Source organism: Cohnella sp. AR92 (assembly GCF_003990975.1).
Lineage (GTDB): Bacteria > Bacillota > Bacilli > Paenibacillales > Paenibacillaceae > Cohnella.
Window position 1 is genome coordinate 127516 of the sequence record NZ_RZJR01000002.1, and the last position, 23955, is coordinate 151470.

19 protein-coding genes and 1 other annotated feature (1 of these 20 only partly in view) are annotated in these 23955 nt (G+C 59.1%); of the genes, 1 reads left to right on the forward strand and 18 read right to left on the reverse strand.

Annotated elements, in window-relative coordinates:
- Positions 1 to 3: 3 nt before the first annotated feature.
- From ELR57_RS02990 to lspA, 16 genes are all read right to left on the reverse strand, one after another.
- The gene (locus ELR57_RS02990; protein WP_126957124.1) at positions 4 to 1623 is read right to left on the reverse strand and encodes an S-layer homology domain-containing protein; all 1620 of its coding nucleotides are present in this window, start codon (positions 1621 to 1623) and stop codon (positions 4 to 6) included.
- 140 nt (positions 1624 to 1763) lie between these two features.
- Positions 1764 to 2747, reverse strand: coding sequence for a nucleoside hydrolase (locus ELR57_RS02995; protein WP_158629912.1), 984 nt, complete (start codon positions 2745 to 2747; stop codon positions 1764 to 1766).
- 142 nt (positions 2748 to 2889) lie between these two features.
- Positions 2890 to 3129 carry a hypothetical protein gene (locus ELR57_RS03000; protein ID WP_126957128.1) on the reverse strand — a complete coding sequence of 80 codons (240 nt, stop codon included), beginning with the start codon at positions 3127 to 3129 and terminating at the stop codon, positions 2890 to 2892.
- A 150-nt stretch (positions 3130 to 3279) separates the two neighbouring features.
- The gene (locus tag ELR57_RS03005; RefSeq protein ID WP_126957130.1) at positions 3280 to 4101 is read right to left on the reverse strand and encodes an ABC transporter ATP-binding protein; all 822 of its coding nucleotides are present in this window, start codon (positions 4099 to 4101) and stop codon (positions 3280 to 3282) included.
- Positions 4102 to 4129: 28 nt separating this feature from the next.
- A complete protein-coding gene (locus ELR57_RS03010; RefSeq protein WP_126957132.1) occupies positions 4130 to 5158 on the reverse strand; it encodes a taurine ABC transporter substrate-binding protein in 1029 nt (342 codons plus the stop codon).
- A gap of 31 nt (positions 5159 to 5189) precedes the next feature.
- Positions 5190 to 5963: an ABC transporter permease gene (locus tag ELR57_RS03015; RefSeq protein ID WP_126957134.1), complete on the reverse strand. Its 774-nt coding sequence runs from the start codon at positions 5961 to 5963 to the stop codon at positions 5190 to 5192.
- Positions 5964 to 5976: 13 nt separating this feature from the next.
- Positions 5977 to 7128 (reverse strand): FMNH2-dependent alkanesulfonate monooxygenase, encoded by a 1152-nt coding sequence (gene ssuD, locus ELR57_RS03020; protein ID WP_126957136.1) that lies wholly within the window; start codon positions 7126 to 7128, stop codon positions 5977 to 5979.
- Between the two features lie 529 nt (positions 7129 to 7657).
- Positions 7658 to 8305: an orotate phosphoribosyltransferase gene (pyrE, locus tag ELR57_RS03030; protein WP_126957141.1), complete on the reverse strand. Its 648-nt coding sequence runs from the start codon at positions 8303 to 8305 to the stop codon at positions 7658 to 7660.
- The gene (gene pyrF / locus ELR57_RS03035; RefSeq protein WP_255414927.1) at positions 8305 to 9048 is read right to left on the reverse strand and encodes an orotidine-5'-phosphate decarboxylase; all 744 of its coding nucleotides are present in this window, start codon (positions 9046 to 9048) and stop codon (positions 8305 to 8307) included. The genes pyrE and pyrF overlap by 1 nt, the downstream gene beginning before the upstream one ends.
- 105 nt (positions 9049 to 9153) lie before the next feature.
- Positions 9154 to 12372 (reverse strand): carbamoyl-phosphate synthase large subunit, encoded by a 3219-nt coding sequence (gene carB, locus ELR57_RS03040; protein ID WP_126957143.1) that lies wholly within the window; start codon positions 12370 to 12372, stop codon positions 9154 to 9156.
- The gene (locus ELR57_RS03045; RefSeq protein ID WP_126957145.1) at positions 12359 to 13504 is read right to left on the reverse strand and encodes a carbamoyl phosphate synthase small subunit; all 1146 of its coding nucleotides are present in this window, start codon (positions 13502 to 13504) and stop codon (positions 12359 to 12361) included. Before ELR57_RS03045 ends, carB begins: the two co-directional genes overlap by 14 nt.
- A gap of 50 nt (positions 13505 to 13554) precedes the next feature.
- On the reverse strand, positions 13555 to 14862 hold the full coding sequence (locus ELR57_RS03050; protein ID WP_126957147.1) for a dihydroorotase: 1308 nt from the start codon (positions 14860 to 14862) through the stop codon (positions 13555 to 13557).
- 186 nt (positions 14863 to 15048) lie between these two features.
- A complete protein-coding gene (gene pyrR, locus ELR57_RS03055; RefSeq protein WP_126957149.1) occupies positions 15049 to 15582 on the reverse strand; it encodes a bifunctional pyr operon transcriptional regulator/uracil phosphoribosyltransferase PyrR in 534 nt (177 codons plus the stop codon).
- Positions 15583 to 15938: 356 nt separating this feature from the next.
- On the reverse strand, positions 15939 to 17192 hold the full coding sequence (locus ELR57_RS03060; RefSeq protein ID WP_126957150.1) for an LL-diaminopimelate aminotransferase: 1254 nt from the start codon (positions 17190 to 17192) through the stop codon (positions 15939 to 15941).
- A 175-nt stretch (positions 17193 to 17367) separates the two neighbouring features.
- Positions 17368 to 18348: an RluA family pseudouridine synthase gene (locus ELR57_RS03065; protein ID WP_126957151.1), complete on the reverse strand. Its 981-nt coding sequence runs from the start codon at positions 18346 to 18348 to the stop codon at positions 17368 to 17370.
- Complete coding sequence (gene lspA / locus ELR57_RS03070) at positions 18311 to 18835, reverse strand: signal peptidase II (protein ID WP_126957153.1); 525 nt, start codon at positions 18833 to 18835, stop codon at positions 18311 to 18313. The genes ELR57_RS03065 and lspA overlap by 38 nt, the downstream gene beginning before the upstream one ends.
- A 166-nt stretch (positions 18836 to 19001) precedes the next feature.
- Between lspA and ELR57_RS03075 the strand changes: the two genes are divergently transcribed.
- On the forward strand, positions 19002 to 19739 hold the full coding sequence (locus tag ELR57_RS03075; RefSeq protein ID WP_126957154.1) for a TraR/DksA C4-type zinc finger protein: 738 nt from the start codon (positions 19002 to 19004) through the stop codon (positions 19737 to 19739).
- Positions 19740 to 19761: 22 nt separating this feature from the next.
- Here ELR57_RS03075 and ELR57_RS03080 read toward each other — a convergent pair whose 3' ends face one another.
- Together ELR57_RS03080 and ileS are read right to left on the reverse strand one after the other, a co-directional pair.
- Complete coding sequence (locus ELR57_RS03080; protein WP_126957156.1) at positions 19762 to 20085, reverse strand: DUF5665 domain-containing protein; 324 nt, start codon at positions 20083 to 20085, stop codon at positions 19762 to 19764.
- 469 nt (positions 20086 to 20554) lie between these two features.
- The gene (ileS, locus tag ELR57_RS03085; protein WP_126957158.1) at positions 20555 to 23644 is read right to left on the reverse strand and encodes an isoleucine--tRNA ligase; all 3090 of its coding nucleotides are present in this window, start codon (positions 23642 to 23644) and stop codon (positions 20555 to 20557) included.
- A 44-nt stretch (positions 23645 to 23688) separates the two neighbouring features.
- Positions 23689 to 23955: a binding site (T-box leader), on the reverse strand (it continues 12 nt past the right edge of the window).

Here is a 23955-nt window from a genome sequence, read left to right on the forward strand (position 1 = left end):
GCCTTATTCGAAGCGGAACGATTCGTACTTGACCGCGTTGCGCACGCTCGGCCATACGTCCGGCGACTCGCCTCCGATGTACCAGTAAGCGAAGCCCGTCGCCCCCGACTGCAGCGACTCCCGGATCTTGGCGGTGAGAGAACGGCTCTCCTCCGTCCAGATCCGGTGAGTCGTTTGCCCTTTCTTGTAGGCGTAAACGTATTGCCCCAGCGCAGCATTCCACGACTTGTCTGCGGCGGCTAGCGAGCCGATCAAGGCGTTCTGCTCCGCGATCGTCATCTCCGTCGAAGACACGGCGGATCCGGTCGTCCAGTCGCGGGTGAAGAATGGCAGCGCCATGATCGTTTTACTGGACGGGATCGATTCCAGAAGCGTGTCTAAGCCCGACTTCATCCACGGCAGCGAGGAGACCGAGCCGGCGATTGGCGAACCGCCCCAATGCTCGTCGTATGCCATCAGAACGACATGATCCGCCGCCTCTCCGATGGCTTCGTAATCGAACGCATCCGTCCAATCCGTCCCCAGATCGGGAGAGACGTTGACCGACAGGACCATCTTCGCTTTATGAAGGGCGGTCGCCAACTCTTGGACGAACAAAGTCATGTAATAACGGTCGCCGGCGATCACGTTCTCGAAGTCCAGATTGACCCCGTCAATCCCGTACTTGTCCGCGAGCGCCGCCGTTTGAGCGACGACCTGCTGCCTATTGGCCGTGCTGCTCAGCATCGCGTGGGTCGTCTCCGCATTGAAGCGGTTCCCGAACATGCCCCACACTTTCTTGCCTTTGGACGCCGCCCAGGTCAGCAGGGCGGAGTCGGTATTGTCCGTAATGGAGCCGGCGGAATCGAGGAAAAAGACGCGGGGCGCGAGCGTATTGACCGCCGATTTGCCGATGCTTGCCTTGTATTCCGCCAGCGTCTGGCCGTATTGCCAGCCGATCTGAAGCATGGAGCCGGACGTTGCCGCGAACTGGCTCTCCCATGCCTTATTCAGAACGATCCGGTGGAAAAGAACGGCGATCTCCGCCCGGGTCAGCTTGGAGGTAGGCCGGAAAGCTCCATTCTCGTCTCCTTTGAACAAGCCGGCTTTGACGGCTGCTCCCACGGACGATTGCGCCCAGGAGGAGATGGAGGGAAAGTCGACGAACCCGGAAGCGGAAGAGCTCGCTCCGTTAAGCTTCAGGGCCCGCGCCAGGATGACCGCGGCCTGCTCGCGCGTGATCGTCACGAGAGGCTGATAAGCCGTCGCGCTCGTGCCGGAGACCAGCTCCAGATTCGATGCTGCCTGTACAGCCCCATAGAACCATTGGGAGGACTTCACGTCCTGGAACGCGGCGATCGCGTTATTCGTCTCTTCGAGTCCGAACGCGCGCACGAGAATAGCCGCGAATTCCGCTCGCGTCACCGTCTTGCCGGGCTCGAATAGGCGCTCGCTCGTGCCGCCTACGATTCCTTTGGCGGCTAGCGCCGTAATGTCGTCTCTCGCATAGCTGGAGGAAATATCGTCGAAGGGCAAGGAAGAAGCCGCGTTCGCGGCCGATGGGGCAAGCGGCAGGCTGCCGGCGCCAATAGAGAATGCCGCTAGGATGGGTAGCAGGATGCGGCGAGTACGAGCGAATCTCACGGATGGAACACCTCAATCTAATAGAATGCTGTTATTCTCATCCTATCAAATCGAAGTAGATAGAGTGACCCGCAAGTTTTGGTAATGCCCATAGAGAAGAGCCCCGCGGCGACTGCCGACGGGGCTCTTGCTGTTAGAACCTAGTTGAGGTATTCGCTGTAGTCGCCGCTAAGCATCGCGGTCAGCATGCGGTAGAACTCCCGATAGTCGCTCTCCAGGACGACCTCCGAACGCGAGGTCTCGCCCGCATAGGCCGGCGTATTCTCCGGAGCCGGCCTCGTATCGACCGCGCTGAATCCGCGATTCGCTTCGCTCTGGCATTCGATCTGCACGGGGTAATGCCCCGACTTCAAGATCAATTCGGGCCGAATGCACATCGCGATCGTCACGGAATCGGGATGCGTGACCCCTTCCAGCCCGTTCGCCATGTTGAATTCCAGCGCCTTGCGGTTGACCTGGTGATAGAACTTGGAGATCGGCGTGTCGATCCGCTTCAGCTTCTCCAGGTCCTCTCCCCCGATCAGGGCATAGCGGCAGCAGACGTCCCAGCCGACCATCACGATCGGGAAGCCGGCTTGGAACACCATCTGAGCCGCTTCCGGATCGACGTAGAAATTAAACTCCGCCGTAGAGGTGATGTTCCCCCGGAAGTGGCAGGAACCGCCCATCACCCATACTTTCTTCACCTTGCTGACGATCGTCGGATCCAGCATATAAGCAACGGCGAGGTTGGTCAGCGGGCCGTGCGCCACGATCTCCAGCTCTCCCGGATATTCGTTAAGCAGCCGCACGATCGCATTCGCCGCATGCTCCTTCTCGGCTTGCTGCTTCGGCAGCGGGAAGTTCGTCTCCCCCATTCCGTCCGCGCCATGTACGTAAGCCGCTTGAACAAGCGGACGCAAGAGCGGACGATCGCAGCCTTCGTAGACGGGTACCTCGCCGCTTCTTCCCGCATGCTCTACGGTCGTCAACGCGTTGATCGTGCATTGGCCGACCGGAATATTCCCCATCACCGTCGTGATCGCTTCAACCTTCACTCCAGGCCAGAGCAAGCCGAACAGAATCGACGTGACGTCGTCTCCCGCCGTATCCGTATCAATGATTAATCGCAGCTGTTTGTCCATGTCCATCCTCCGAGGTGCTGTTGTCATCGTTCGCATCTCATCCAGTATATCGGTTCCGACCATGGGCTCGTCAAGTTTCGGGGCGGCGAAACCGCAAAAAACGGCCTCGCCGGTCTGTAGAATCAGACCGTTCGAGACCGTCTCATGCGGTAAACAACAGATCCTCCATTACCGTCAGCAGCCGGGACCTCATCTCCTTGAGCTTCTCGACTTCGAGCGCGATCAGCTCCTCGTCGTCCGAGAATTTCAAGCCTTCTATTCGTCGAAGCTGCTCGTTCATCCGAAGGACTTCCTCGGAATAAGCAAGCTTGCGGTCATAGCTGCGGACGCGGTAGAGCAGATCCGAAGTGGCGTTCCATAGGGTTTCCAGCAGTTGGCTCATGTCGATCTTTCCTTTCCTTGCTTTGCCTGGCATGGCTATCCTTCTATTCTATTCTTCCTCCCGGCCATCGGTTCGAGTCTCGGCCAAAACGGGCGATAGGCCAGCCATAACAAAACAAAGACCGCCACGCCAGGCGGTCCTCGATAGCCTTCAGTATGCTTCTTGCTTAAGCGAGGCAACGAGCTGTTCGCGCAGCTTGCCGTAGTCGCGATGCTTGCGCAGGTCGGCCGCCGTCTCCTCCTCAGAGTACAGCGGATTCGGCATATCGACCGCCACTTTGCCAGGAGAGCCGCTAAGGACGACGATACGCGTCGCCAACAGCAGCGCTTCGTCCACGTCGTGGGTGATGAAGAACACCGCCTGCTGCGAAGCCAGCCAGAGCTGGCGAAGCTGCTGCTGCAGGTTCTCCCGAGTGATCGCGTCCAGCGCCCCGAACGGTTCATCCATCAGGATGAGCCGAGGCGATGCGGCAAGCGTTCGGGCGATGGCCGCCCGCTGCTTCATGCCTCCGGACAACTGGTAGGGCAGCCGATCCGCAGCGTCTCTTAACCCCACTTGACGGATGGCTTCCGCAGCCTTCATCGTTCGATCGGCACGTCCGACTCCCTGCATCCGCAAGCCGAACTCGACGTTCCGCTGAATGGACAGCCAAGGGAACAGATTCGCGTGCTGGAAGACGACCCCGACCTCGGAGTTCGGCGCCGCCTTCTCCTTCCCTAGCACGCGGACGAAGCCTGAAGTCGGCTGCTCGTAGCCCGCGATCAGGCGCAGCAGCGAAGTTTTGCCGCTGCCTGAGGCCCCGAGCACGCAGACGAATTCCCGCTCGCCCAGCTCTAGCTGGACGCCGCTAAGCACTTCTTTGGCTTTCTTGCCTCGTCCGTAGACGAGCGATAGATCCTCGATAGCGACAAGGCGCTCCCCCTCAAGCGAGGGGGAATCGCCGTACGACAGCGCAGGTACGATGGAGCTCATGGCTTCAACCCTATCCTATTCCGAGCGCTTACGGCTTAAGCGAATCTTGACGGATGGCGGCCTCATAATCCTTGAGCTCCGGCACCGACTCGACCAGCTTCTGGTCGGCGAGGAACTGGCCGGTCTCTTGGAGTACCTTCGCGAAGCCGCTGTCCTCCGGCTTGCTTCCGAGGTACTTGGCATCCTGCTGTTCCTTCGACGTCAGCCAGACGAGCTGCTTGGTCTGAGCCAGAGCGTCGGCTTCATCCGTGCTAAGAATCGGAGCGAGGGCCTTGGCCGCTTCCTCCGGCTTGTCGCGGTACAGCTGAACCGCCTCGTCAAGCACGCCGACGTACTGCTTCACGAAGTCGGGATACTCATCGGCGAATTTCGTGCGGACGACGCCGACATCGGCTGTTATGGCGCCCTTCTCGGACAGCTGTTGAGCGGTTACAAGAATGCTTCCGTCGTCGGCGGTCAGCTTCGCGAGCGTCGGGTTCCATACGAACGCGGCGTCGATGTCCTTGCGCTGCCAGGCGGCAAGGATGTCTTGCGGCTGCAAGTCGAGGATCGTCACTTGAGCCGGATCCACGCCTTCCAGCTTCAAAGCGGACAGAAGGCTGAAGTGGGAAGTGGAGCCGAAAGGCGTCGCGACATTCTTGCCGACCAGGTCCTTTACCGATTTGATGTTCGAGCTGTTGCGCACGGCGAGCGACTCGGCGTCGCCGATAATGTCATGCAAGAAGTATACCTGATAACCCAGCTTGTTGGAGATTCCGATCGAGACCGGCACCGAGCCGGCCAAGCCGAGATCGATGCTTCCGGCCGCTACCGCCGTGTTGACGTCGCGTCCGGAATCGAACGGCTTCCAGTTGATCTTGACGTCCGGGAATTTCTGCTCGGCCAGGCCCTTCGCCTTGACCAGCAGCTCGGCGTTCGGAATGACCTGATAGCCGATCGTCACTTCTTTCGGCAGGCTGCCGCTCTCCGACTTGTCTTTGCCGCAAGCCGTCAATGCCAACGTCAGCATAAGCGAGGTAATAATGGCGGTAATCGCGAATCTTTTTCTTTGCTTCATGTTTCGACCACACCCCTATAATGGATATTATTTATTCCTTGCCGTTCCAAGGAACCTGCGTCTTCGCCAGCCAGCGAATGAACAGATCCAGCAGAACCGCAATCAAACCCATAAGCAGAATTCCGACGAATATCACGTCGCTTCGCAGAAACTTGCTGGCGTCAAGCACCATCCAGCCCATGCCGGACACGGCGGCGACCATCTCCGCGGCGACCAGGGTCGTATAGGTCATCCCCATCGCCGTGCGAATGCCGGTGAAGATATCGGGCAGACATGACGGGAAGATCACGAAGAGAAACACTTGCCCGCGGCTCGCGCCGAGCGAACGCGCGGCCAGGATACGGTCCCGCGGAATGCGGGCGACGCCGGCCACGACGGCGATATAAAGCGGAGCGAAGGCCGCGAGGAAAAGCAAGGCGATCTTGGAGGAATCGCCGATGCCGAGCCAGAGGACAAGCAGCGTATAATAAGCCAACGGCGGCAAAGGACGGTAAAATTCGATGAGCGGGTCGATCAGCGCCCGCAGTTTAGGCGAATATCCGCTGGCGAGTCCGAGCGGGACGGCCGTGAACAGCGCTAGAACAAAAGCAAGCGCCAGGCGTTTCAGGCTCTCTCCGATATGCTTGGCGAGCGGACTGCCCTTGTAGCCTTCGCGGCAAATATCGACGAACGCGTCCCACACCCGGTGCGGGGAAGGCACGAACAGCGGATTGACCCAGCCCCAGGCGGTAGAGATCTCCCATAGAGCGAGCAGCAGGGCGACGGACAGCAGCGACAGCCAGCCATTCCAGGAACGGATTCGCATGAGCGGGGCTGCCTCAGTTCCCGCCGGACGGGATATGCTCGTAGGCGACGATCTCTCCGGACTTGCGGGCATAGGGTTTAGTCGATCCTGATTCCGCAGCCGCGCCGTTCCCGCGCTTCAAAGGCAGCAGCGGGAACAACAGCTCGGCGGTGCGGTATGCTTCCTCCAGGTGAGGATAACCGGACAAAATAAACTTCTCGATACCGAGGTTCGCATATTCCCGAAGCCGCTTCGCCACCGTCTCCGGGTCGCCGACCAGAGCCGTTCCGGCGCCGCCGCGAACGAGTCCGATTCCCGCCCACAGGTTCGGCGATACGACCAGGTTGCCTCGGCTTCCGCCATGAAGCTCGGTCATAAGCCGCTGCCCGTGCGAGTCCATCCGCGCGTACACCTGCTGCGCCTTCGCGATCGTGTCGTCGTCCAGATGCCGGATCAGATCGTCGGCGGCGGCCCAGGCTTCCTGCTCCGTCTCGCGGACGATCACGTGAAGCCGGATACCGAACTTGAGCTCACGGCCCTCGGCGGCGGCTCGCTTGCGCACGGCCTCCAGCTTCTTCTCGACTTGGGCCGGCGGTTCCCCCCAAGTCAGATACACATCGCAATGCTTCGCCGCGATGTCGATGCCCTTCGGCGAGGATCCGCCGAAGAAGAGAGGCGGATGCGGGGCTTGCGCGGGCGGGTAGAACACCCGGGCTCCGTTCACGCGCAGATGCTCTCCCTCGAGAGTCACCTCTTCCCCGCTCAGAACCCTTTTCCAAATATCGAGGAATTCATCGGTCAACCCATACCGTTCGTCATGCCCGAGGAAGACTCCGTCCGCTTCAAGCTCCTCGGGATCGCCGCCCGCGACGACGTTGATCAGAAGCCTTCCTTCCGATATCCGGTCGAACGTGGAGGCCATTCGCGCCGCCAGCGTCGGGCTCATCAGCCCGGGCCGCACCGCGACGAGAAACTTCAGCCTGCGGGTCGCCGGAATGAGAGTAGAAGCCGTTACCCAGGAGTCCTCGCAGGACCTCCCGGTCGGAAGCAGCACGCCTTCGTAGCCGAGATCGTCCGCCGCTAAGGCAACCTGGTGCAGATAGGCGGGCGATAATTGGCGTGCGCCTCGGCTCGTGCCGATATGGCGGCCATCGCCGTAGGTCGGAATGAACCAGAACAATTCCATGTCGTTCTCCCCTTTGATTGAATAAAAAAAGATCCAACGTCACGCCGAAGACGCCCATGGGGGAAAAGCGCCTTCGACGGTCGTTGAATCTCCGGTGATCCGGTCGATTCTCTCGATTCGGTTCTATGGACGATCCGTTCTGCAACGGATCTGCTCGGGACTAATCGTAACCAATTATTCCTAGTTTGTCAATCGGATTATTGTATTTTATTGTATGGTGTCCATCCGCCGAATGGCTTCATTAGCTCGCCTCTCCCCTTCGCTCAGGAGCGGAATAGGCTCAGGAACATTTCCTGCCCCGCTGCTTCCCGTCCTTCTGTTCTTCTGTTCTTCTGTTCTTCTGTTCTTCTGTTCTTCTGTTCTTCTGTTCTTCTGTTCTTCTGTTCTTCTGTTCTTCTGTTCCAATCCCATGCGTTTTCCAACTTTCTTACTCGACAGGCTCCTGAGCGAATGGGAGAGGCGGCCTAAGCCGACGAAAAGGCAAAAGCCGCTCTCTCGGAAGAGAACGGCTTCGCTAAGCGAAAATCGATTAAACGCCGAACGCGGAAGGATTCTCGCGCCACGATTGAAGCAAGGCTACGTCCTCTTCGCGGATCGCGCCTGACTCCACGGCTACCTTGATCAGCGCCGAGTAGTTGGACAGCGTGTCGAGCGGAATGTCCTCTGCCGCGAATGCGTCCAAGGCGTTCTGGAACTGGTAGGTGAAAATAGCGACGACGCCCTGCACCTCGCAGCCGGCCTCGCGAACGGCTACCGCTGCCTTCAGCGAGCTGCCTCCCGTGGAGATCAGGTCTTCGATGAGAACGACCTTCTGCCCCGGCGCGTAGTGGCCTTCGATCTGATTCGTCTTGCCATGGCCCTTAGCCTTGTCGCGCACGTACAGCATCGGAAGGTTAAGCTTGTGGGCGACCCATGCGGCGTGCGGAATGCCGCCCGTCGCGATGCCGGCAACGGCCTGGCAGTCCGGGTATTTCTCGCGGATGATCGCCGCGAAGCCTTCCGCGATCAAGTCGCGAATCGCCGGATAAGACATCGTGAGGCGGTTGTCGCAGTAGATCGGGGACTTGATGCCCGACGTCCAGGTGAACGGCTCATGCGGGCGAAGCGCGACGGCGTTAATGCTAAGCAAGCCTCTGGCAATCTCGGCTGGCAGCTGGGCAAGTTCGGTAGTGGACATTAAGAGCACATCTCCTCGATAATTTTATTCAAAGCGGCGGCTGGATCCGGCGCGCCCGTAATCGGGCGGCCGATGACGAGATAGTCCGTGCCGCCGATAACCGCGTCATGCGGAGTCGTGATGCGCTGCTGGTCGCCCGCGTCGGAGCCTTTCGGGCGAATACCCGGGGTAACGGTCAAGAAGTCCGTGCCGCAGGCCGACTTGATCGCGCCAACCTCCAGTGGAGAAGCAACCACGCCGTCGAGACCGGCTTCCTTCGTCAGTCCGGCATAACGGAGAACGGCTTCCTCTACCGTCCCCGGAATGCCGATCTCTCCGTTCAACGTCGCTTGATTCGTGCTGGTCAGCTGCGTGACCGCGATAATAAGCGGTCGGCTCGCGGCCTCTCCTGCGTCCAGCGCCTCCTGCACGCCTTGGGCCGCTCCGCGAAGCATGGCGATGCCTCCTGCCGCGTGGACGTTGAACATATCCACGCCAAGCTTGGCGATGCTGCGGGAGCCGCCTCTTACCGTATTGGGAATGTCGTGAAGCTTAAGATCCAGGAAAATCTTGAAGCCGCGTGCCTTCAGTTCGCGAACGACATCCGCGCCGGCCGCATAGAACAGCTCCAGGCCGACTTTGGCCCAGCAGCCCGCTCCTTGCAGTTGGTCGGCCAGCAGAAGAGCCGCCTTGGCGTCCGGCTTGTCCAGCGCCACCATTACTTTCGCCGCCGCTTGCTCCGGCGATAGCTTCGTCTTCGTCACTTCTTCCCTCTCCTTTGGCGCGCCAATTCGCGTTTGACGTTCTATTCATGCAGAAGCCCGGGCCCCCGCCGCTTTGTTGCAGGGGACCGGGCGTATTGCTCACCTTTACTGAAGAACCGGCATCGGTTCGCTGGAGAAGCGAAGCGTCTGCAGCATGTTGAGCAGAGCGCTCACCGTATCGAGCGAGGTCAAGCAGACCACGCCGTTCTCGACCGCTTCGCGGCGAATCCGGAAGCCGTCGCGCTCCGGAGTCTTGCCCTTCGTCAGCGTGTTGACGACGAATTGCGCTTGGCCGGTGCGGATCAGGTCGAGGATGTTCGGCGTACCTTCGGTCAGCTTGTTCACGCGCTTCACGCGCATGCCCGCTTGTTCAAGCGCGTCAGCCGTGCCGCCGGTTGCCATCAGCTTGAAACCGAGGTTGTAGAAGCCGCGGAGAATCTCGACCGCTTCTTCCTTGTCCTTGTCGGCAACCGTCGCTATGATCGTTCCGGATTGCGGAATTTTCATGCCGGAGCCGATGAGGCCCTTGAACAACGCCTTAGCGAACAGACGGTCGCGGCCCATGACTTCGCCGGTCGACTTCATCTCCGGCGTCAGCGTCGGGTCGACGCGGCGCAGCTTCGCGAAGGAGAACACCGGAACCTTGACGGAGACATGATCGTCTTCCGGCCACAGGCCGTCGTTGTAGCCCAGGTCCTTCAGCTTCACGCCGAGGATCGCTTGAGTAGCCAGGTTCGCCATCGGCACGTTCGTTACCTTGGACAGGAACGGAACCGTACGCGAGGAGCGCGGATTGACTTCGATGACATACACTTGGTCCTGCCAGACGACGAACTGGATGTTGACCAGGCCGATCGTCTTCAGTTCCTTCGCGATGCGCGTCGTGATGTCGATCGCTTGCTTCTTGATGTCATCCGACAGCGTCTGCGGCGGATATACCGCGATCGAGTCGCCGGAGTGAACGCCGGCGCGCTCGATGTGCTCCATGATTCCCGGGATCAGTACCGTTTCGCCGTCGCAGATGGCGTCGACTTCGATCTCCTTGCCCAGCATGTAACGGTCGATCAGAACCGGATGCTCCGGATTGATCTTGACGGCTACCTTCATGTAAGCCAGCAGCTCTTCGTCGGAGTAGACGATCTCCATCGCGCGGCCGCCCAGGACATAAGACGGACGTACAAGCACCGGATAGCCGAGCTCACTTGCCGTGCCGACCGCTTCGTCAACCGAAGTGACCGTGCTGCCCTTAGGCTGGCGGATATCCAGCCTGCGAAGAAGCGCTTCGAATCTCTTGCGGTCTTCGGCTTCGTCGATGCTGTCCAGCGAAGTGCCGAGGATGCGAACGCCTGCCTTGGCGAGCGGGCCGGCCAGGTTGATCGCCGTTTGGCCGCCGAACTGGACGATGACGCCGATCGGCTTCTCTTGCTCGATGACATTCATGACGTCTTCGAAGAAGAGCGGTTCGAAGTACAGGCGGTCCGACGTGTTGAAGTCGGTCGATACCGTCTCCGGGTTGTTGTTTATGATGACCGCTTCATAGCCTGCGTTGCGCAATGCCCATACCGCATGAACGGTCGAGTAGTCGAACTCGATGCCTTGCCCGATCCGGATCGGACCGGAGCCCAGAACGATGACTTTCTCCTTCTTGCTCGGAAGTACTTCATTCTCGGTCTCATAGGTCGAGTAGTAGTAAGGAGTGGAAGCTTCGAACTCGGCCGCGCAAGTGTCGACCATCTTATAGACCGGCTTCAGGCCTTGCTGCAGGCGAAGGGCGCGAACGTCCGCTTCCGCCGTATGAGCCGCGCTTGAACCTTGGCCTTCCTTGCGAAGCTCCGCGATCGCGCGGTCCGTGAAGCCCATGCGCTTCGCTTGGTACAGCGTCTCTTGCGTTAGGCCCGGCTCTCTGCGAATCGTGTCCTCGAAGGCGATGATGCGCTCGATCTTGTCGAGGAACCACCAGTCGATGTTCGTGACGTCCTGAATCTTCTGCAAGCCCCAGCCGCGGCGGAACGCTTCGGCAACGAGGAACAGGCGCTCGTCGTCCGGCTTCGCCAGGCGATTCGTCAGGGTCTCTTCGTCCAGCTCGTTCGCTCCCTTCAGAAGCAGACGGTGGACGCCGATCTCCAAGGAACGAATCGCTTTGTGGATCGATTCTTCGAACGTGCGGCCGATAGCCATGACTTCGCCGGTCGCTTTCATCTGGGTGCCCAGCTTGCGGTTGGCGTCCGTGAACTTATCGAACGGCCAGCGCGGAATCTTACTGACGATGTAGTCCAGCGTCGGCTCGAAGCAAGCGTACGTTTGGCCCGTGACCGGGTTCACGATCTCGTCGAGCGTGTAGCCGACGGCGATCTTCGCCGCCATCTTGGCGATCGGATAGCCCGTTGCCTTCGACGCAAGCGCCGAGGAGCGGCTGACGCGCGGGTTAACTTCGATAACGTAGTATTGGTAGCTCTGCGGATCGAGCGCGAACTGCACGTTGCAGCCGCCTTCGATGTTCAGGGCGCGGATGATCTTCAGGGATGCCGAACGGAGCATTTGGTACTCGCGGTCGGACAGCGTCTGGCTCGGGGCCACGACGATGCTGTCGCCCGTATGGACGCCGACAGGGTCGAGGTTCTCCATGTTGCAGACGACGATACAGTTGTCGTTCGCGTCGCGCATAACCTCGTACTCGACTTCCTTCATGCCGGCGATCGATTTCTCGATAAGGCACTGTCCGATCGGGCTGTAGCGGATGCCGTTCGCAACCGTCTCGCGGAGCTCTTCTTCGTTGCCGACGATGCCGCCGCCGGTTCCGCCCAGCGTGTAAGCCGGACGAACGATAACCGGATAGCCGATCGTGTTCGCGAAGTCGACGGCTCCTTGAACCGTCGTGACGATGTCGCTCTCCGGAACCGGTTGATCCAGCTCGCGCATGAGCTCGCGGAACAGGTCGCGGTCTTCCGCCTTCTCGATCGCGGTCAATTGCGTACCGAGCAGCTTGACTTTCTCTTTCTCGAGGACGCCGGCGCGGGCCAGCTCGACCGCCATGTTCAGACCCGTTTGGCCGCCCAGCGTCGGAAGCAAGCCGTCCGGACGTTCTTGGCGGATGATCTGGGAGACGAACTCCAGGTTGATCGGTTCGATGTAGACCTTGTCGGCCATGTTCGTGTCGGTCATGATCGTGGCCGGGTTGCTGTTGATCAGGACGACTTCAAGTCCTTCTTCCTTCAACGCTTGGCAAGCTTGAGTTCCTGCATAGTCGAATTCCGCCGCTTGTCCGATGACGATCGGGCCGGAGCCAATAACGAGAATCTTCTTGAGGTTTTTATTTTTGGGCATATTGCAGTTCTCCTCTCAGCGACTCTGCCAATTGCGCCTGACGCGGACGCTGCGGGTTGGCGGATTTATGTTCCCGAATCATAGTGATGAAGCGATCGAACAGATAGCTGTTGTCGAAAGGTCCCGGAGCGGCTTCCGGATGGTATTGCACCGTGAACGCCGGGTATTTCTTATGCTTCAGGCCTTCGATGGTCTTATCGTTGTTGTTGATATGCGTGACTTCCAGCTCCGTACCGGCGATCGTGTCTTCCTTAACGGTGTAGCCATGGTTCTGGGACGTGATGAAGCAGCGTCCGGATTCCAGCTCCTTCACCGGATGGTTGCCGCCGCGGTGGCCGAACTTCAGCTTGTCGGTGTCCGCGCCGCAGGCGAGGGCGAACAGCTGGTGGCCAAGGCAGATGCCGAAGATCGGGAATTCGCCGAGCAGCTGGCGGATCGTCTCGACCGCATGGGGAACATCCTTCGGATCCCCGGGGCCGTTCGACAGTTGGATGCCGTCCGGAGACAGGCGGCGAATCTCTTCAGCGGTCGTGTCGTGCGGAACGACGACGACGTCGCAGCCGCGTTGAGTCAGCTCGCGCAGAATGCCGCTCTTCGCGCCGTAGTCGATCAGGACGATGCGCTCGCGGTTGCCGGGGCTGGAGAAGATGCTCTTCGTCGAAGTGCGGGCTACTTGGTCGCGCAGCAACGAGGAGACGGACAGGCGCTCGGCCAGCTCTTCGACGCGTTCGTTGCCCGTCGTCAGAATGCCCTTCATCGTTCCGTGCTGGCGCAGGATTCTCGTCAGCATGCGGGTATCGATCTCGCTGATGCCGATAATGCCGTACTCTTTAAGCAGGTGATCAAGAGTGTATTGAGCGCGCCAGTTGCTTGGCACGTCTTCGTGACGGCGAACGACGAATCCGTGAATGTAAGGCCGGACGGATTCGAAGTCGTCCCGGTTGATTCCATAGTTGCCGATAAGCGGGAACGTCATCGTGACGATCTGTCCGCAATAGGAGGGGTCGGACAATACTTCCTGGTAGCCGGTAATCCCCGTGTTGAATACGACCTCGCCTGTGGAAGCTCCTTCTGCACCGAAACCTTTTCCCGTAAACAGGGTGCCGTCTTCCAACAACAATCTTGCTTGCATCCCGATTCCTCCTCAAGTATATGCGTAGGGCCTGCAGCCGTCCCTTGACTTTACCCTTGCGTAATGCCGTTCTCTTCCGTCCAGACCACTTGGCCGTTCACCATCGTAAGAGCCGGCCATCCATAAAGCTTCCAGCCGGCGAACGGAGTGTTCCGTCCTTGCGTCAGGAACGTCTCGGGATTCACTTCCCGTTCGTTCTCCAGGTCGAGCAGAACCAGATCCGCGGGAGCGCCCGGTTCGAGCTTGCCGCTCGCGAGCCGGAACACTCTCGCCGGATCGCTTGTCATTCGGCGCAGCAGGAATTCCAGCGTCCAGCGTCCCGTCTTGACGAACTTCGTGTAGAGCAGCGGGAACGCCGTCTCGAAGCCGACGATGCCGAACGGAGCGCGTTCCATTCCCTTTGCTTTCTCCTCGGCGCTGTGCGGAGCGTGGTCGGTGACGATGATGTCGATCGTTCCTTCCTCCAGCGCCTTGATGCAGGCTTCCACGTCGCGCGGCGTGCGCAGCGGCGGGTTCATCTTCCAGTTCGCGTCCATCGAATCCGGAATGTCTTCGTCGGAGAGAACCAGATGGTGCGGGCATACTTCCGCGGTAACGTTGACGCCGATCGACTTGCCCAGCTTGATCAGCCGAATCGATTGCTCCGTGCTGACGTGGCAGACATGGTAGTGGACTCCGGTCGCTTCCGACAGCAGAATGTCGCGGCCGACGTGGATCGCTTCGGATTCGTTCGGGATCCCCTTCAATCCGTGCTTGCGGGAGAAGGCCCCTTCCGTTACCGCCGCGCCTACAACGAGCGAGTCGTCTTCGCAGTGGGCAATGACCGGCATATCCAGCGACTTCGCGAGCGTCATCGCGTCCTTCATCATCTGCGCGTTCTGCACGCCGACTCCGTCATCCGTGAAGCCGATCGCGCCGGCTTCCTTGAGCGCGGCGAAATCCGTCAGCTCGCGGCCGAGCTCGTTCTTCGTAATGGCGGCGTAAGGGAGCACGTTGACGACCCCTTCTGTCTCCGCTTTATCCAGAATGAACTTGACCGTGTCGGGAGTGTCCGTCACCGGGCGCGTATTCGGCATGCAGGCGATCGTCGTGAATCCGCCCTTGGCCGCCGAGCGCGTGCCGGAGGCGATCGTTTCCTTGTGCTCGAAGCCGGGTTCTCTCAGATGGACGTGCATATCGATGAATCCCAGGGAGATCAGCTTGCCGGTTGCATCTATGATTTCGCATCCTGCCGTGTCGGGGCTTGCGCTCCCGTTAGCCAGCTCGGCGATTTTGCCGTCAACGACTTTGATGTGCTTGGTTTCGAGAGCGTCGTTCGTTCCACTCGCGAACAGCGCGTTCAGAATCCAGGTTGCCATTGCTTTTAAATCCTCCTCTGACGCATTTGCCTAGTTCGATAGCAGCTATGGCTCTTGTGCATCTTTATACATTTTATTGTATAACTATAACGGCGTTTTGTCACTAAACGAATGAAGAAATTCCGCTAGGAAATTCGAGCCCTCGTTCGCCCTCGCGCCTACCTCGTCCAAAGCAGGCTTCCCTTGTCAGGGATGAATGATGGTCACGCAGTCGGTGTCGTCGAAGTCCCGAAGGCCGACGGCAATCTGTTCCTGGCGGGAGGTCGGGACGTTCTTGCCGACGTAATCCGGCCGGATGGGCAGCTCCCGGTGCCCCCGGTCCACCAGTACCGCCAACTGGATGGCTTGCGGCCTGCCGCAGTCCATGATGGCGTCCATCGCGGCGCGTATCGTTCGTCCGGTGTATAGGACGTCGTCGCATAGAATGACGGTTTTGTCTTTAATGGGAACCGGCAGCTCGCAGCTGTCCGCCCCGATGGAAGCTTCATGCGGGCGATCGTCGCGATAGCGGGTGATGTCGACCACGCCGACCGGCACCGGCTGCCCTTCGATCTCGAGAATCCGTTCGGCGATGCGTTGCGCTACGTAAACGCCTCGCGTGCGAATTCCGGCCAGGATGCAGCCTTCGATTCCTTTATTTCTCTCCAGGATCTCATGAGCGATCCGCGTCAACGCCCGGCGAATGGCCGATTCGTCCATTATGACTCGGGTATCCTGCATCTGCGGGCCTCCTTCTTCGCGACGATATTGGCATAAAAAAAGCTCCCCCCGCGACAGAAGCGCAAGGAGAGCTTAGGTTGAATCCGAACGCAGCTTGGCCAGCTCCCCCTCCTTCCATCCGTTCGAAGGGTCGAGCGTCTTCCGCCAGCATGCGTATTCGAATTAGCCGCGCCACCTTGCCAGTCTCACGGGACTGTCTTAAAGGTACCGTTTCATCAGAAGAATTATCGCACTTTCGACAAGCTCTGTCAACCGCTTATCCTGCTATTCTCCGTTATTCTGCCCAACGGACAAGAAAACCTTGAGCCGCGATTAAACATCGCAGCCCAAGGCTTCCAAGGTTACCCAAATTCAATTTAGAATTCGAACTCGACGTCGGACAGACGGCGCTTGATCTCGTCGATGACGCGGATCTCGTCGGCTTGGTCCTTCGCGATGAACGTGACGGAGAAACGAACGTAGCTGCCCGCATCGTCCCATGGCACGGAGGAGATCAGCTTCTCGCGGATCATGAACTGCGAGAAGTCTTCGCCGGAGTTGAAGCGCTGGCCGCCCTTGATGCCCTTCGGAGCTTCTACGTACAGGAAGAAGGAGCCCTTCGGCTTCTCGGCCTTGAAGCCGAGCTCGTTCAGAGCGCCGACCAGCAGGTTGTGGCGGCGGGAATACTTCTCCGCGATCGCTTCGGTAATCGCCGGATTCGCCAGGCCGTATGCGGCAGCCTTCTGGATCGCGATGAATTGGCCGGAATCGTTGTTGTCCTTCACGTCGCCGAACGCCTTGACGATCAGCGGGTTGCCGGCGATGAAGCCGATCCGCCAGCCGGTCATGTTATACGACTTGGACAGGGAGTGCAGCTCGACGCCCACGTCCTTCGCTCCCGGAACGGACAGGAAGCTGAGCGGCTTTACGCCATCATAAGTCAGGGCAGCATAAGGCGCATCGTGGACGATAACGACATCGTGCTTCTTCGCCCAAGCGATGACTTCGACAAAGAATTCCTTGGTAGCCGTAGCGCCAGTTGGGTTATTCGGATAATTCAGGTAGAACAGCTTCGCGCGTTTCGCGATTTCTTCCGGAATGTCGTTCAGATCCGGCAGGAAGTTGTTCTCCTTCTTCAGCTCGACGTTGAACACTTCTCCGCCGAGGTACTTCGTGTGAGTGCCCATTACCGGATAGCCCGGAATGGTCATGATCGTTACGTCACCCGGATTGATGAAGACGGAAGGCAGCATGGCGAGCGCCGGCTTGGAGCCGATCGTATGCAGAACTTCCGTAGCGGCATCGATGCCGTCAACCGAGAATACTTCCTTCAAGTACTTGGCCGCCGCTTCCTTGAATTCCGGAATGCCGTTATCGGCATAGCCGCGGTTCTCCGGCTTGGACGCTTCTTCGGCAAGCTTAGCCACGATGCCGGCATCCGCCATCTCGTCCGGCTCGCCTACGCCCATGTCGATCAGCTCGACGCCGGGGTTCGCTTGCTTCGCGGCCGCCTTCGCGCGCTTGATTTTCTCGAATTTGTAGATGTTCGTATCCTTGCCGTAGTTCGCGCCGCCGATCCGGTTCGCGAATTGCTGCTGAATATAAGTGGATTGATATTGCTCGACACTCATGGTTCGACACTCCTTTGGAATGGATAATTCCGTTACTGGTACGATAACATTCTCCGTGTCGACAAAGTCCTCAAAACACGGGGGTACGCTATCTAATATGCCTGAACCCGAGTGCCTCCGCCATGTATTTTTCCACCGAATTTTTGCAGGATTTATTGGTCAAGCCGGCAGCGCCCTAGCGGCTGCGCAGCATCTGGAGAGCGAGCTCCATATCTTCCGGCAGCGGGGCTTCGAAGTCGTAGCGCTGTCCGGTGCGCGGATGGTCGAAGCCAAGCTCTCCGGCATGAAGGGCTTGTCCCGTCATTCCGAGCGTACGGCCGCCGCGGCCGCCGTACATCGGGTCTCCGACGAGCGGATGGCCGATATACTTCATGTGCACCCGAATCTGATGCGTTCTTCCCGTCTCCAGGCGAAGGCCCACAAGCGTATAATCCCCGAAGCGTTCCAGAACGTCGAAGTGCGTTACCGAGCGCTTCGAATTCTTGTCGGTTACGGCGAACATCTTGCGGTCGAGCTTGTCCCGGCCGATCGGAGCGTCGATCGTTCCTCTATCATGCGGCACGTTGCCGTACACGAGGGCGATATAGCGGCGCTTTACGCTGTGTTCCTTAAGCTGAGCGGCAAGCGAAGCGTGAGCCAGGTCGTTCTTCGCCGCCATCAGAAGGCCGGACGTATCCTTGTCGATGCGATGCACGATCCCCGGACGCATGACTCCGTTAATGCCGGACAAGTCCTGGCAATGATGAAGGAGCGCGTTCACGACCGTTCCGCTCGAGTGGCCGTACGCCGGGTGAACGACCATCCCCCGGGGCTTGTTGATGACGATGACGTCCGCATCCTCGAATACGATCTCCAGCGGAATGTCCTCCGGCAGAGCTTCAAGGGATTCGGGTTCGGGGAAAATAACCGTGATCTCGTCACCCGCGCTTACCTTGGAGTTAGGCTTCACCTTCACCGATCGTACGGTTACCAGACCGCTGCGGATCCAGTCCTGCACCTGCGAGCGAGAGATCGAAGGGTTGCCGATGGCGTCGGTCACATGCTTGTCAATTCGTTCGCCGGCTTGCTCCTCCTCGACGGTCCAGGTCATGCTCTCTTCCGTATTTTCTTCCGTATCGTTAAACGATTTGTTCTTCGGATTGTTCTCCGTGTTCATGTTTTTTCTTCTCCTGTCTAGCCGTCAAAAGCGAATCCAATATGATTAACCCTACGCCGACGCAGATCGCGACATCGGCCATGTTAAAGATTGGGAACGTGTACGAACCAAAGTTGAATTGCAGAAAATCGACTACCTCTCCGTGAATCGCGCGATCGAGGAAGTTGCCGACCGCTCCGCCAAGCACGGTGGAAAGCGCGTAAAGCATCAGTTTGTTGCCCGAACGGTAGGTACGATGGAGATACCATATAATTACCGCGGCGACTACGACGGTAATCAGAATGAAGAAAACCCGTTTCTCCTGCAGGATCCCGAACGCCGCCCCTCGGTTGCGGATCGAGGTAATGAGGAAGAAATTGCCGATGACGGAGATCTGCTCGTACATCTCGAGGGAATGCTCGATCAGTTTCTTCGTTGCGTAATCCAGAGCGAATACGAGGACTGCCCATAGATAAAAAAACCAAATGCCTACTCGTCTTGATTGCATGCTGTCGGGTCCGCCTTTCAACCTGTTATTCCATCCTGATGATTTTACCATATCGATGAACCGACCGTCCACGCGCATAGGCGCAATCCGCGGAACGGCGCGCTCTAATAATTCCGGCGGGTCCGAGTAAACTATGGGACAGTACTCACCGAAGGGAGCGGAACCGATGACACTCCACATGACGGACGGCAAGCTCCAGTCGCTTCGCCGGAGACTGATCCGGGACAAACAAGAGATCGAACGCAAAATTCGCGATAATTCGCATTTCGGCCTGGAGAATTCCTATCGGGAAGAAACAGGCGAGCTGTCCAGCAACGATAACCATCCGGCCGACGCGGGGACGGAAATGTTCGAGCGGGGCAAAGATATCGCTTTGCTCGAGAACGAAGCCTTCCGTCTAGACCGCATCGATGCCGCCCTTCGCCGCATGGAGACGGGAGAATACGGACGATGCGCGGCTTGCGGGCGGTTCATTCCGGACGAGCGGCTTGAGGCGATGCCGACGGCCATCTTCTGCGTCGATCACGAACCGAGGCAGCAAGAGAAAGAAGGGCGTCCGGTCGAAGAAGACTTCCTGCACCCTCCATTCGGGCGCACGAGCATGGACGATCAACCCGATCAGAACGGCTTCGACGGAGAAGACGCCTGGCAGATCGTCGAATCGTGGGGGAGCTCGAACAGTCCGGCAATGGCGGAAGGCAACAACATCGACGATTATGATTCCATGGCGATCGAATCCGACGAGAATGACGGCTTCGTGGAACCGTTGGAAAGCTTCCTATCCACGGACATCACCGGCCATGACGTGAGCATCGTCCGCAATCGCGCTTACAAGCGGTACCTGGCGGACCAGGAAGGCGACCCCCTGCTTGAGCCCGACGAGCTGGCGGACGATTGGAGATAAGGCGCGGGTCGCATATCGTGCATTAATAGGGATTGATCTCTAGCTGGCGTTGGACGATCCGAACGATATCCGCGATGTAATCGCCGACGACGGGCAGGTTCAGCGCGCCGAGAATCTGAAGCAGCCAGACGATCGTCGCCGCGAAGAAGGTGAACCCGAGCGCGATTCCGACTCCCCGCGACAATCCGGAGATGAAGTTGCGCCAGATCAAGCCCCAAGGGCGCCTCATGAGGTTGACGTATTCCTTCAGCTCCGCTTTCTCCATGTCGATGGCCAGCCGGTCGATGCGGTAAGCGAGCGTCTCCAGCGTTGCTTGAAGGGGAGCCGAGCGGTAGTTCGCCGTCATTCCCGGATCGCGTGAGTCCGATCCCGGATCGGGCGAGTCCGATCCTTGATCCCGTGAGTCCGATCCTTGATCCTGTGAGTCCGATCCCGGATACAGCGAGTTTGTTCCAGGAGCCCTCGAGACCGCCCCGGGACTGACCGCCGATGCCGATCCTACCGCTTGGCCGGGAGTGGAACGGCGGGGACGTCTGAGTTTGCTTCTCCTTCTGGCCAACGTTGCTCGCCTCTCTTCTCCGATGGGATGTATCAGCAATTTAGCCAACCGGAAGCCGATGCAAACCTGCTGAGATGGATAAGCGCGAAAGCGCCGAATATTTCGTTCCGAATAACGGACCGTACGCTAGCCGTCTTCTCCCATTCGCTCAGGAAGATTTGGCTAACCACGCAAAAATAGGACCGCCCTTGAAGCCGACGACGTCGACCCAAGGACGGTCCTGTTCCGTTTCATTCCCTATCCAATCGCGTTCCTCTTATCGGATCGCGATTCCGATCAGCTTATCGCCCGCTTGCACCGATTCGCTGCCTTCCACTTGGCCGAAGCTCACTTCGCTGACGAGCACGTTCTCTCGCAGCACGTTGTCGAACGCCTTCAGCGCCTCTTCCGTCTCGGCGTCGACGTCAAGCACGAGCGATACGCGCTGCTCGATCGGAAGATCGAGCTTCTTGCGAGTGTCCTGGACTGCGCGGATGACTTCGCGAACAAGCCCTTCCTGCTCCAGCTCCGGCGTAATGTCGGTGTTGAGCGCGACGGTCAAGCCGCTGCCCGAAGCCGACGCGAAGCCCGGCTTCGCTTGCTTCTCGACCAGCAGCTCCTCCAGCGTGACGTCGAGCGCCTCGCCTTCCGGAGACGTATAGTTCAAGACGCCGTTCGTTACCACTTCGCGAGCCTCGTCTGCGCTAAGGCCCTTCAGAACGCCTTGGATCGGGCCGACATGCTTGCCGTATTTCTTGCCGGCGACCTTCAGGTTGAGCTTCAGGCTGAAGTCGACGAAGCCGCTGTCGTCGGTGACGATTGTCAGCTGCTTGACGTTGATCTCGTCCTTGACGATCTCCTCGTAGCCGGGAACGTCGAACTCGCCGTTCAAGGACACGAGCAGCTCGGACAGAGGCTGGCGCGTCTTGATGCCGGACTCGTTCCGCACGTTGCGGGCCAGCTCGACGATGTTGCGGGCCGTCTCCATCTCGCGCTCCAGCTTCTCGTCGATCCTGGAAGCGTCGGCCTTCGGATATTCCGCCAGGTGAACGCTCTCGCCGCCGCCCAGGTTGCCGTAGATGTCTTCAGCAACGAACGGGGTGTACGGCGCGATCAGGCGGGAAAGCGTGAGCAGCACCTCGCGAAGCGTCTGGTACGCGAAGATCTTGTCTTCGGTCAGGCCGCTGCCCCAGAAGCGGTCGCGGGAGCGTCTGACGTACCAGTTCGACAGCTCGTCGACGTACTCCTCGATTCCCTTCGCCGGGTTCAGGAAGTCGTTCGCTTCCAGGCCGCGGTTGACGTTCGCGATCAGCGTATTCAGACGGGAGAGGATCCAGCGGTCCAGCTTGTTGGTCGACTCGCCGGCCTTGTGCTCGGAAGGGTCATAGCCGTCGATCGTCGCATACAGAGCGTAGAACGCATGCGTGTTGACGAGAGTATCAATGACCTTCGACTTCGCTTCGCCGACGATTCCCTTGGAGAAACGCTTGCTGTTCCAAGGTACGCTGTCCGCCAGAAGCGCCCAGCGCAGCGCGTCGGTGCCGGATTCGTTGATGATATCCCAGGGATCGACGACGTTGCCCTTGGACTTGCTCATCTTCTGCCCGTTCTCGTCCAGAACGTGTCCCGTCGAGATAACCGACTTGTACGGCGCCTTGCCGTTGTATAGGGTCGAGACGGCCAGCAAGCTGTAGAACCATCCGCGGGTCTGGTCGATGCCTTCGCTGATGAAGTCGGCCGGGTACTGCTCTTCGAACGTCTTCTCGTCGCCGAACGGATGATGATACTGCGCGAACGGCATCGAGCCGCTGTCGAACCAGACGTCGATCACTTCCGGCGTCCGGGTCATCGAGCCTCCGCATTCGCAGCGGAGATGCACTTCGTCCACGTAAGGCTTGTGCAGCTCCAGATCCTCCGGCACGCTGCCGATGGCGAGCGATCTTAGCTCGGCGTGGCTGTGCGGAGCCTTCTCCTTGCCGCAAGTCTCGCAGGTCCAGACGTTAAGCGGAGTTCCCCAATAGCGGTTGCGGCTGATGTTCCAGTCGACCAGGTCCTCCAGGAACTTGCCGAAACGGCCGTCGCGCAGATGCTCGGGGTACCATTTTACCGTTTGGTTGTTCGCGATCAATTGGTCCTTGACAGCGGTCGTGCGGATAAACCAGCTCTCCGTCGCGTAATAGATCAGCGGAGTTTTGCAGCGCCAGCAGAACGGATAGCTGTGCTCGTATTTCTCCTTGTGGTACAGCAGCCCGCGTTCGGACAGCTTCTTCACGATCTCGATATCGACTTCGGGGTCCTTCACGAAGCGGCCGGCCATGTCGGTGATCGCGTCGACGTAACGGCCTTCGCCGTTCACCACCATCAGCATCGGGATGCCGTGCTGGCGAGCGACGCGGTAGTCGTCTTCGCCGTGCGCCGGCGCGATGTGAACGATACCGGTACCGCTGGAGTCGCTGACGTATTCGGCGTCGATGATGCGATAGGCGTTCTCGACGACGATGTACGGGAACAGCGGCTCGTATTCAAGACCGACCAGCTCGCTGCCTTTGACCGTGCCGAGGGTCTCGTATTCGCCCTTGAGCACCTTGTCGGCAAGCGTTCCGGCAAGGATGTAGACTTCTCCGTCCTGCTTGACGCGCACGTATTCGATGTCCGGATGAACGGCAAGCGCCACGTTGCCCGGCAGCGTCCAAGGAGTCGTCGTCCAAGCGAGCGCGAATTCGCCGCTCTTCTTGAGCTTGAACTTCGCCGTTGCCGAGAGGTCCTTGACGTCCTCGTAGCCTTGCGCGACCTCGTGCGAGCTTAGCGTCGTCTGGCAATCCGGACAGTAAGGGCTGACGCGGTGTCCGCGGTACAGCAGGTCCTTGTCGTGGATCGTCGCGAGGATGTTCCATACGCTCTCGATATAGCGGTTGTCGAGCGTGATATAAGGATTGTCGAGATCCGTCCAATAGCCGATCGCAGAGGTCAGCTCTCTCCATTGACGCTCGTATTCGAACACGCTCTCTTTGCACTTTTGGATAAAAGGCTCGACGCCGTAGTTCTCGATCTCCTGCTTGCCGGAGATGCCAAGCTGCTTCTCGACTCCCAGCTCGACCGGCAGCCCGTGCGTGTCCCAGCCTGCCTTGCGGATGACCCGATAGCCGGACATTGTCTTGTAACGGCTCATGAAGTCCTTGATGACGCGTCCGAGCACATGCCCGATATGCGGCTTGCCGTTGGCCGTCGGAGGCCCCTCATAGAAAACGAAGTTCGGAGCTCCCGTGCGGTTCTCGATAGACTTCTTAAAGGTATCTTCCCGGTTCCATTTGTCCAGTACGCGGAGCTCGCGGGCTCGCGCTTTCTCTTTGACGTCTACGCGGTTCATGCTACAAACCATCCTCTCGAAAAAAAATAAAACCCCATCCCTGGCAAAGGGACGAGGTTCGCTCGTGGTACCACCCTTGTTCCGGAGCGCGAGAATCGTTCGATTCCGGGCAGCCGGCACTTGAGAGCGCGGTTCGTGAACCGCGCAGCCCCGTTAACGGAGGGGTAACCGTTCTCGCTTATTAGTCGGCGCCAATCAATCGCCATACTGTTCGGCGAGCCGTCTCGGGGAGGATATACCGCCTTCGCTTCACGCTGGCTCGCACCTTCCGCCAGCTCTCTGGGATCCGCTCATGGGGTACTTGTTCCCGT

Bases quoted from the DNA above. Each gene is read 5' to 3' on its own strand.
- ELR57_RS03075 (WP_126957154.1), top strand. From the start codon at position 19,002: ATGACACTCCACATGACGGACGGCAAGCTCCAGTCGCTTCGCCGGAGA.
- lspA (WP_126957153.1), bottom strand. From the start codon at position 18,835: ATGCAATCAAGACGAGTAGGCATTTGGTTTTTTTATCTATGGGCAGTC.
- ileS (WP_126957158.1), bottom strand. From the start codon at position 23,644: ATGAACCGCGTAGACGTCAAAGAGAAAGCGCGAGCCCGCGAGCTCCGC.
- ELR57_RS03010 (WP_126957132.1), bottom strand. From the start codon at position 5,158: ATGAAGCAAAGAAAAAGATTCGCGATTACCGCCATTATTACCTCGCTT.
- ELR57_RS03000 (WP_126957128.1), bottom strand. From the start codon at position 3,129: ATGAGCCAACTGCTGGAAACCCTATGGAACGCCACTTCGGATCTGCTC.
- pyrR (WP_126957149.1), bottom strand. From the start codon at position 15,582: ATGCAGGATACCCGAGTCATAATGGACGAATCGGCCATTCGCCGGGCG.
- ELR57_RS03045 (WP_126957145.1), bottom strand. From the start codon at position 13,504: ATGCAAGCAAGATTGTTGTTGGAAGACGGCACCCTGTTTACGGGAAAA.
- ELR57_RS02995 (WP_158629912.1), bottom strand. From the start codon at position 2,747: ATGGACAAACAGCTGCGATTAATCATTGATACGGATACGGCGGGAGAC.
- pyrE (WP_126957141.1), bottom strand. From the start codon at position 8,305: ATGTCCACTACCGAACTTGCCCAGCTGCCAGCCGAGATTGCCAGAGGC.
- carB (WP_126957143.1), bottom strand. From the start codon at position 12,372: ATGCCCAAAAATAAAAACCTCAAGAAGATTCTCGTTATTGGCTCCGGC.
- ELR57_RS03015 (WP_126957134.1), bottom strand. From the start codon at position 5,963: ATGCGAATCCGTTCCTGGAATGGCTGGCTGTCGCTGCTGTCCGTCGCC.
- ssuD (WP_126957136.1), bottom strand. From the start codon at position 7,128: ATGGAATTGTTCTGGTTCATTCCGACCTACGGCGATGGCCGCCATATC.
- ELR57_RS03080 (WP_126957156.1), bottom strand. From the start codon at position 20,085: ATGACGGCGAACTACCGCTCGGCTCCCCTTCAAGCAACGCTGGAGACG.
- ELR57_RS03065 (WP_126957151.1), bottom strand. From the start codon at position 18,348: ATGAACACGGAGAACAATCCGAAGAACAAATCGTTTAACGATACGGAA.
- ELR57_RS03005 (WP_126957130.1), bottom strand. From the start codon at position 4,101: ATGAGCTCCATCGTACCTGCGCTGTCGTACGGCGATTCCCCCTCGCTT.
- ELR57_RS03060 (WP_126957150.1), bottom strand. From the start codon at position 17,192: ATGAGTGTCGAGCAATATCAATCCACTTATATTCAGCAGCAATTCGCG.
- ELR57_RS03050 (WP_126957147.1), bottom strand. From the start codon at position 14,862: ATGGCAACCTGGATTCTGAACGCGCTGTTCGCGAGTGGAACGAACGAC.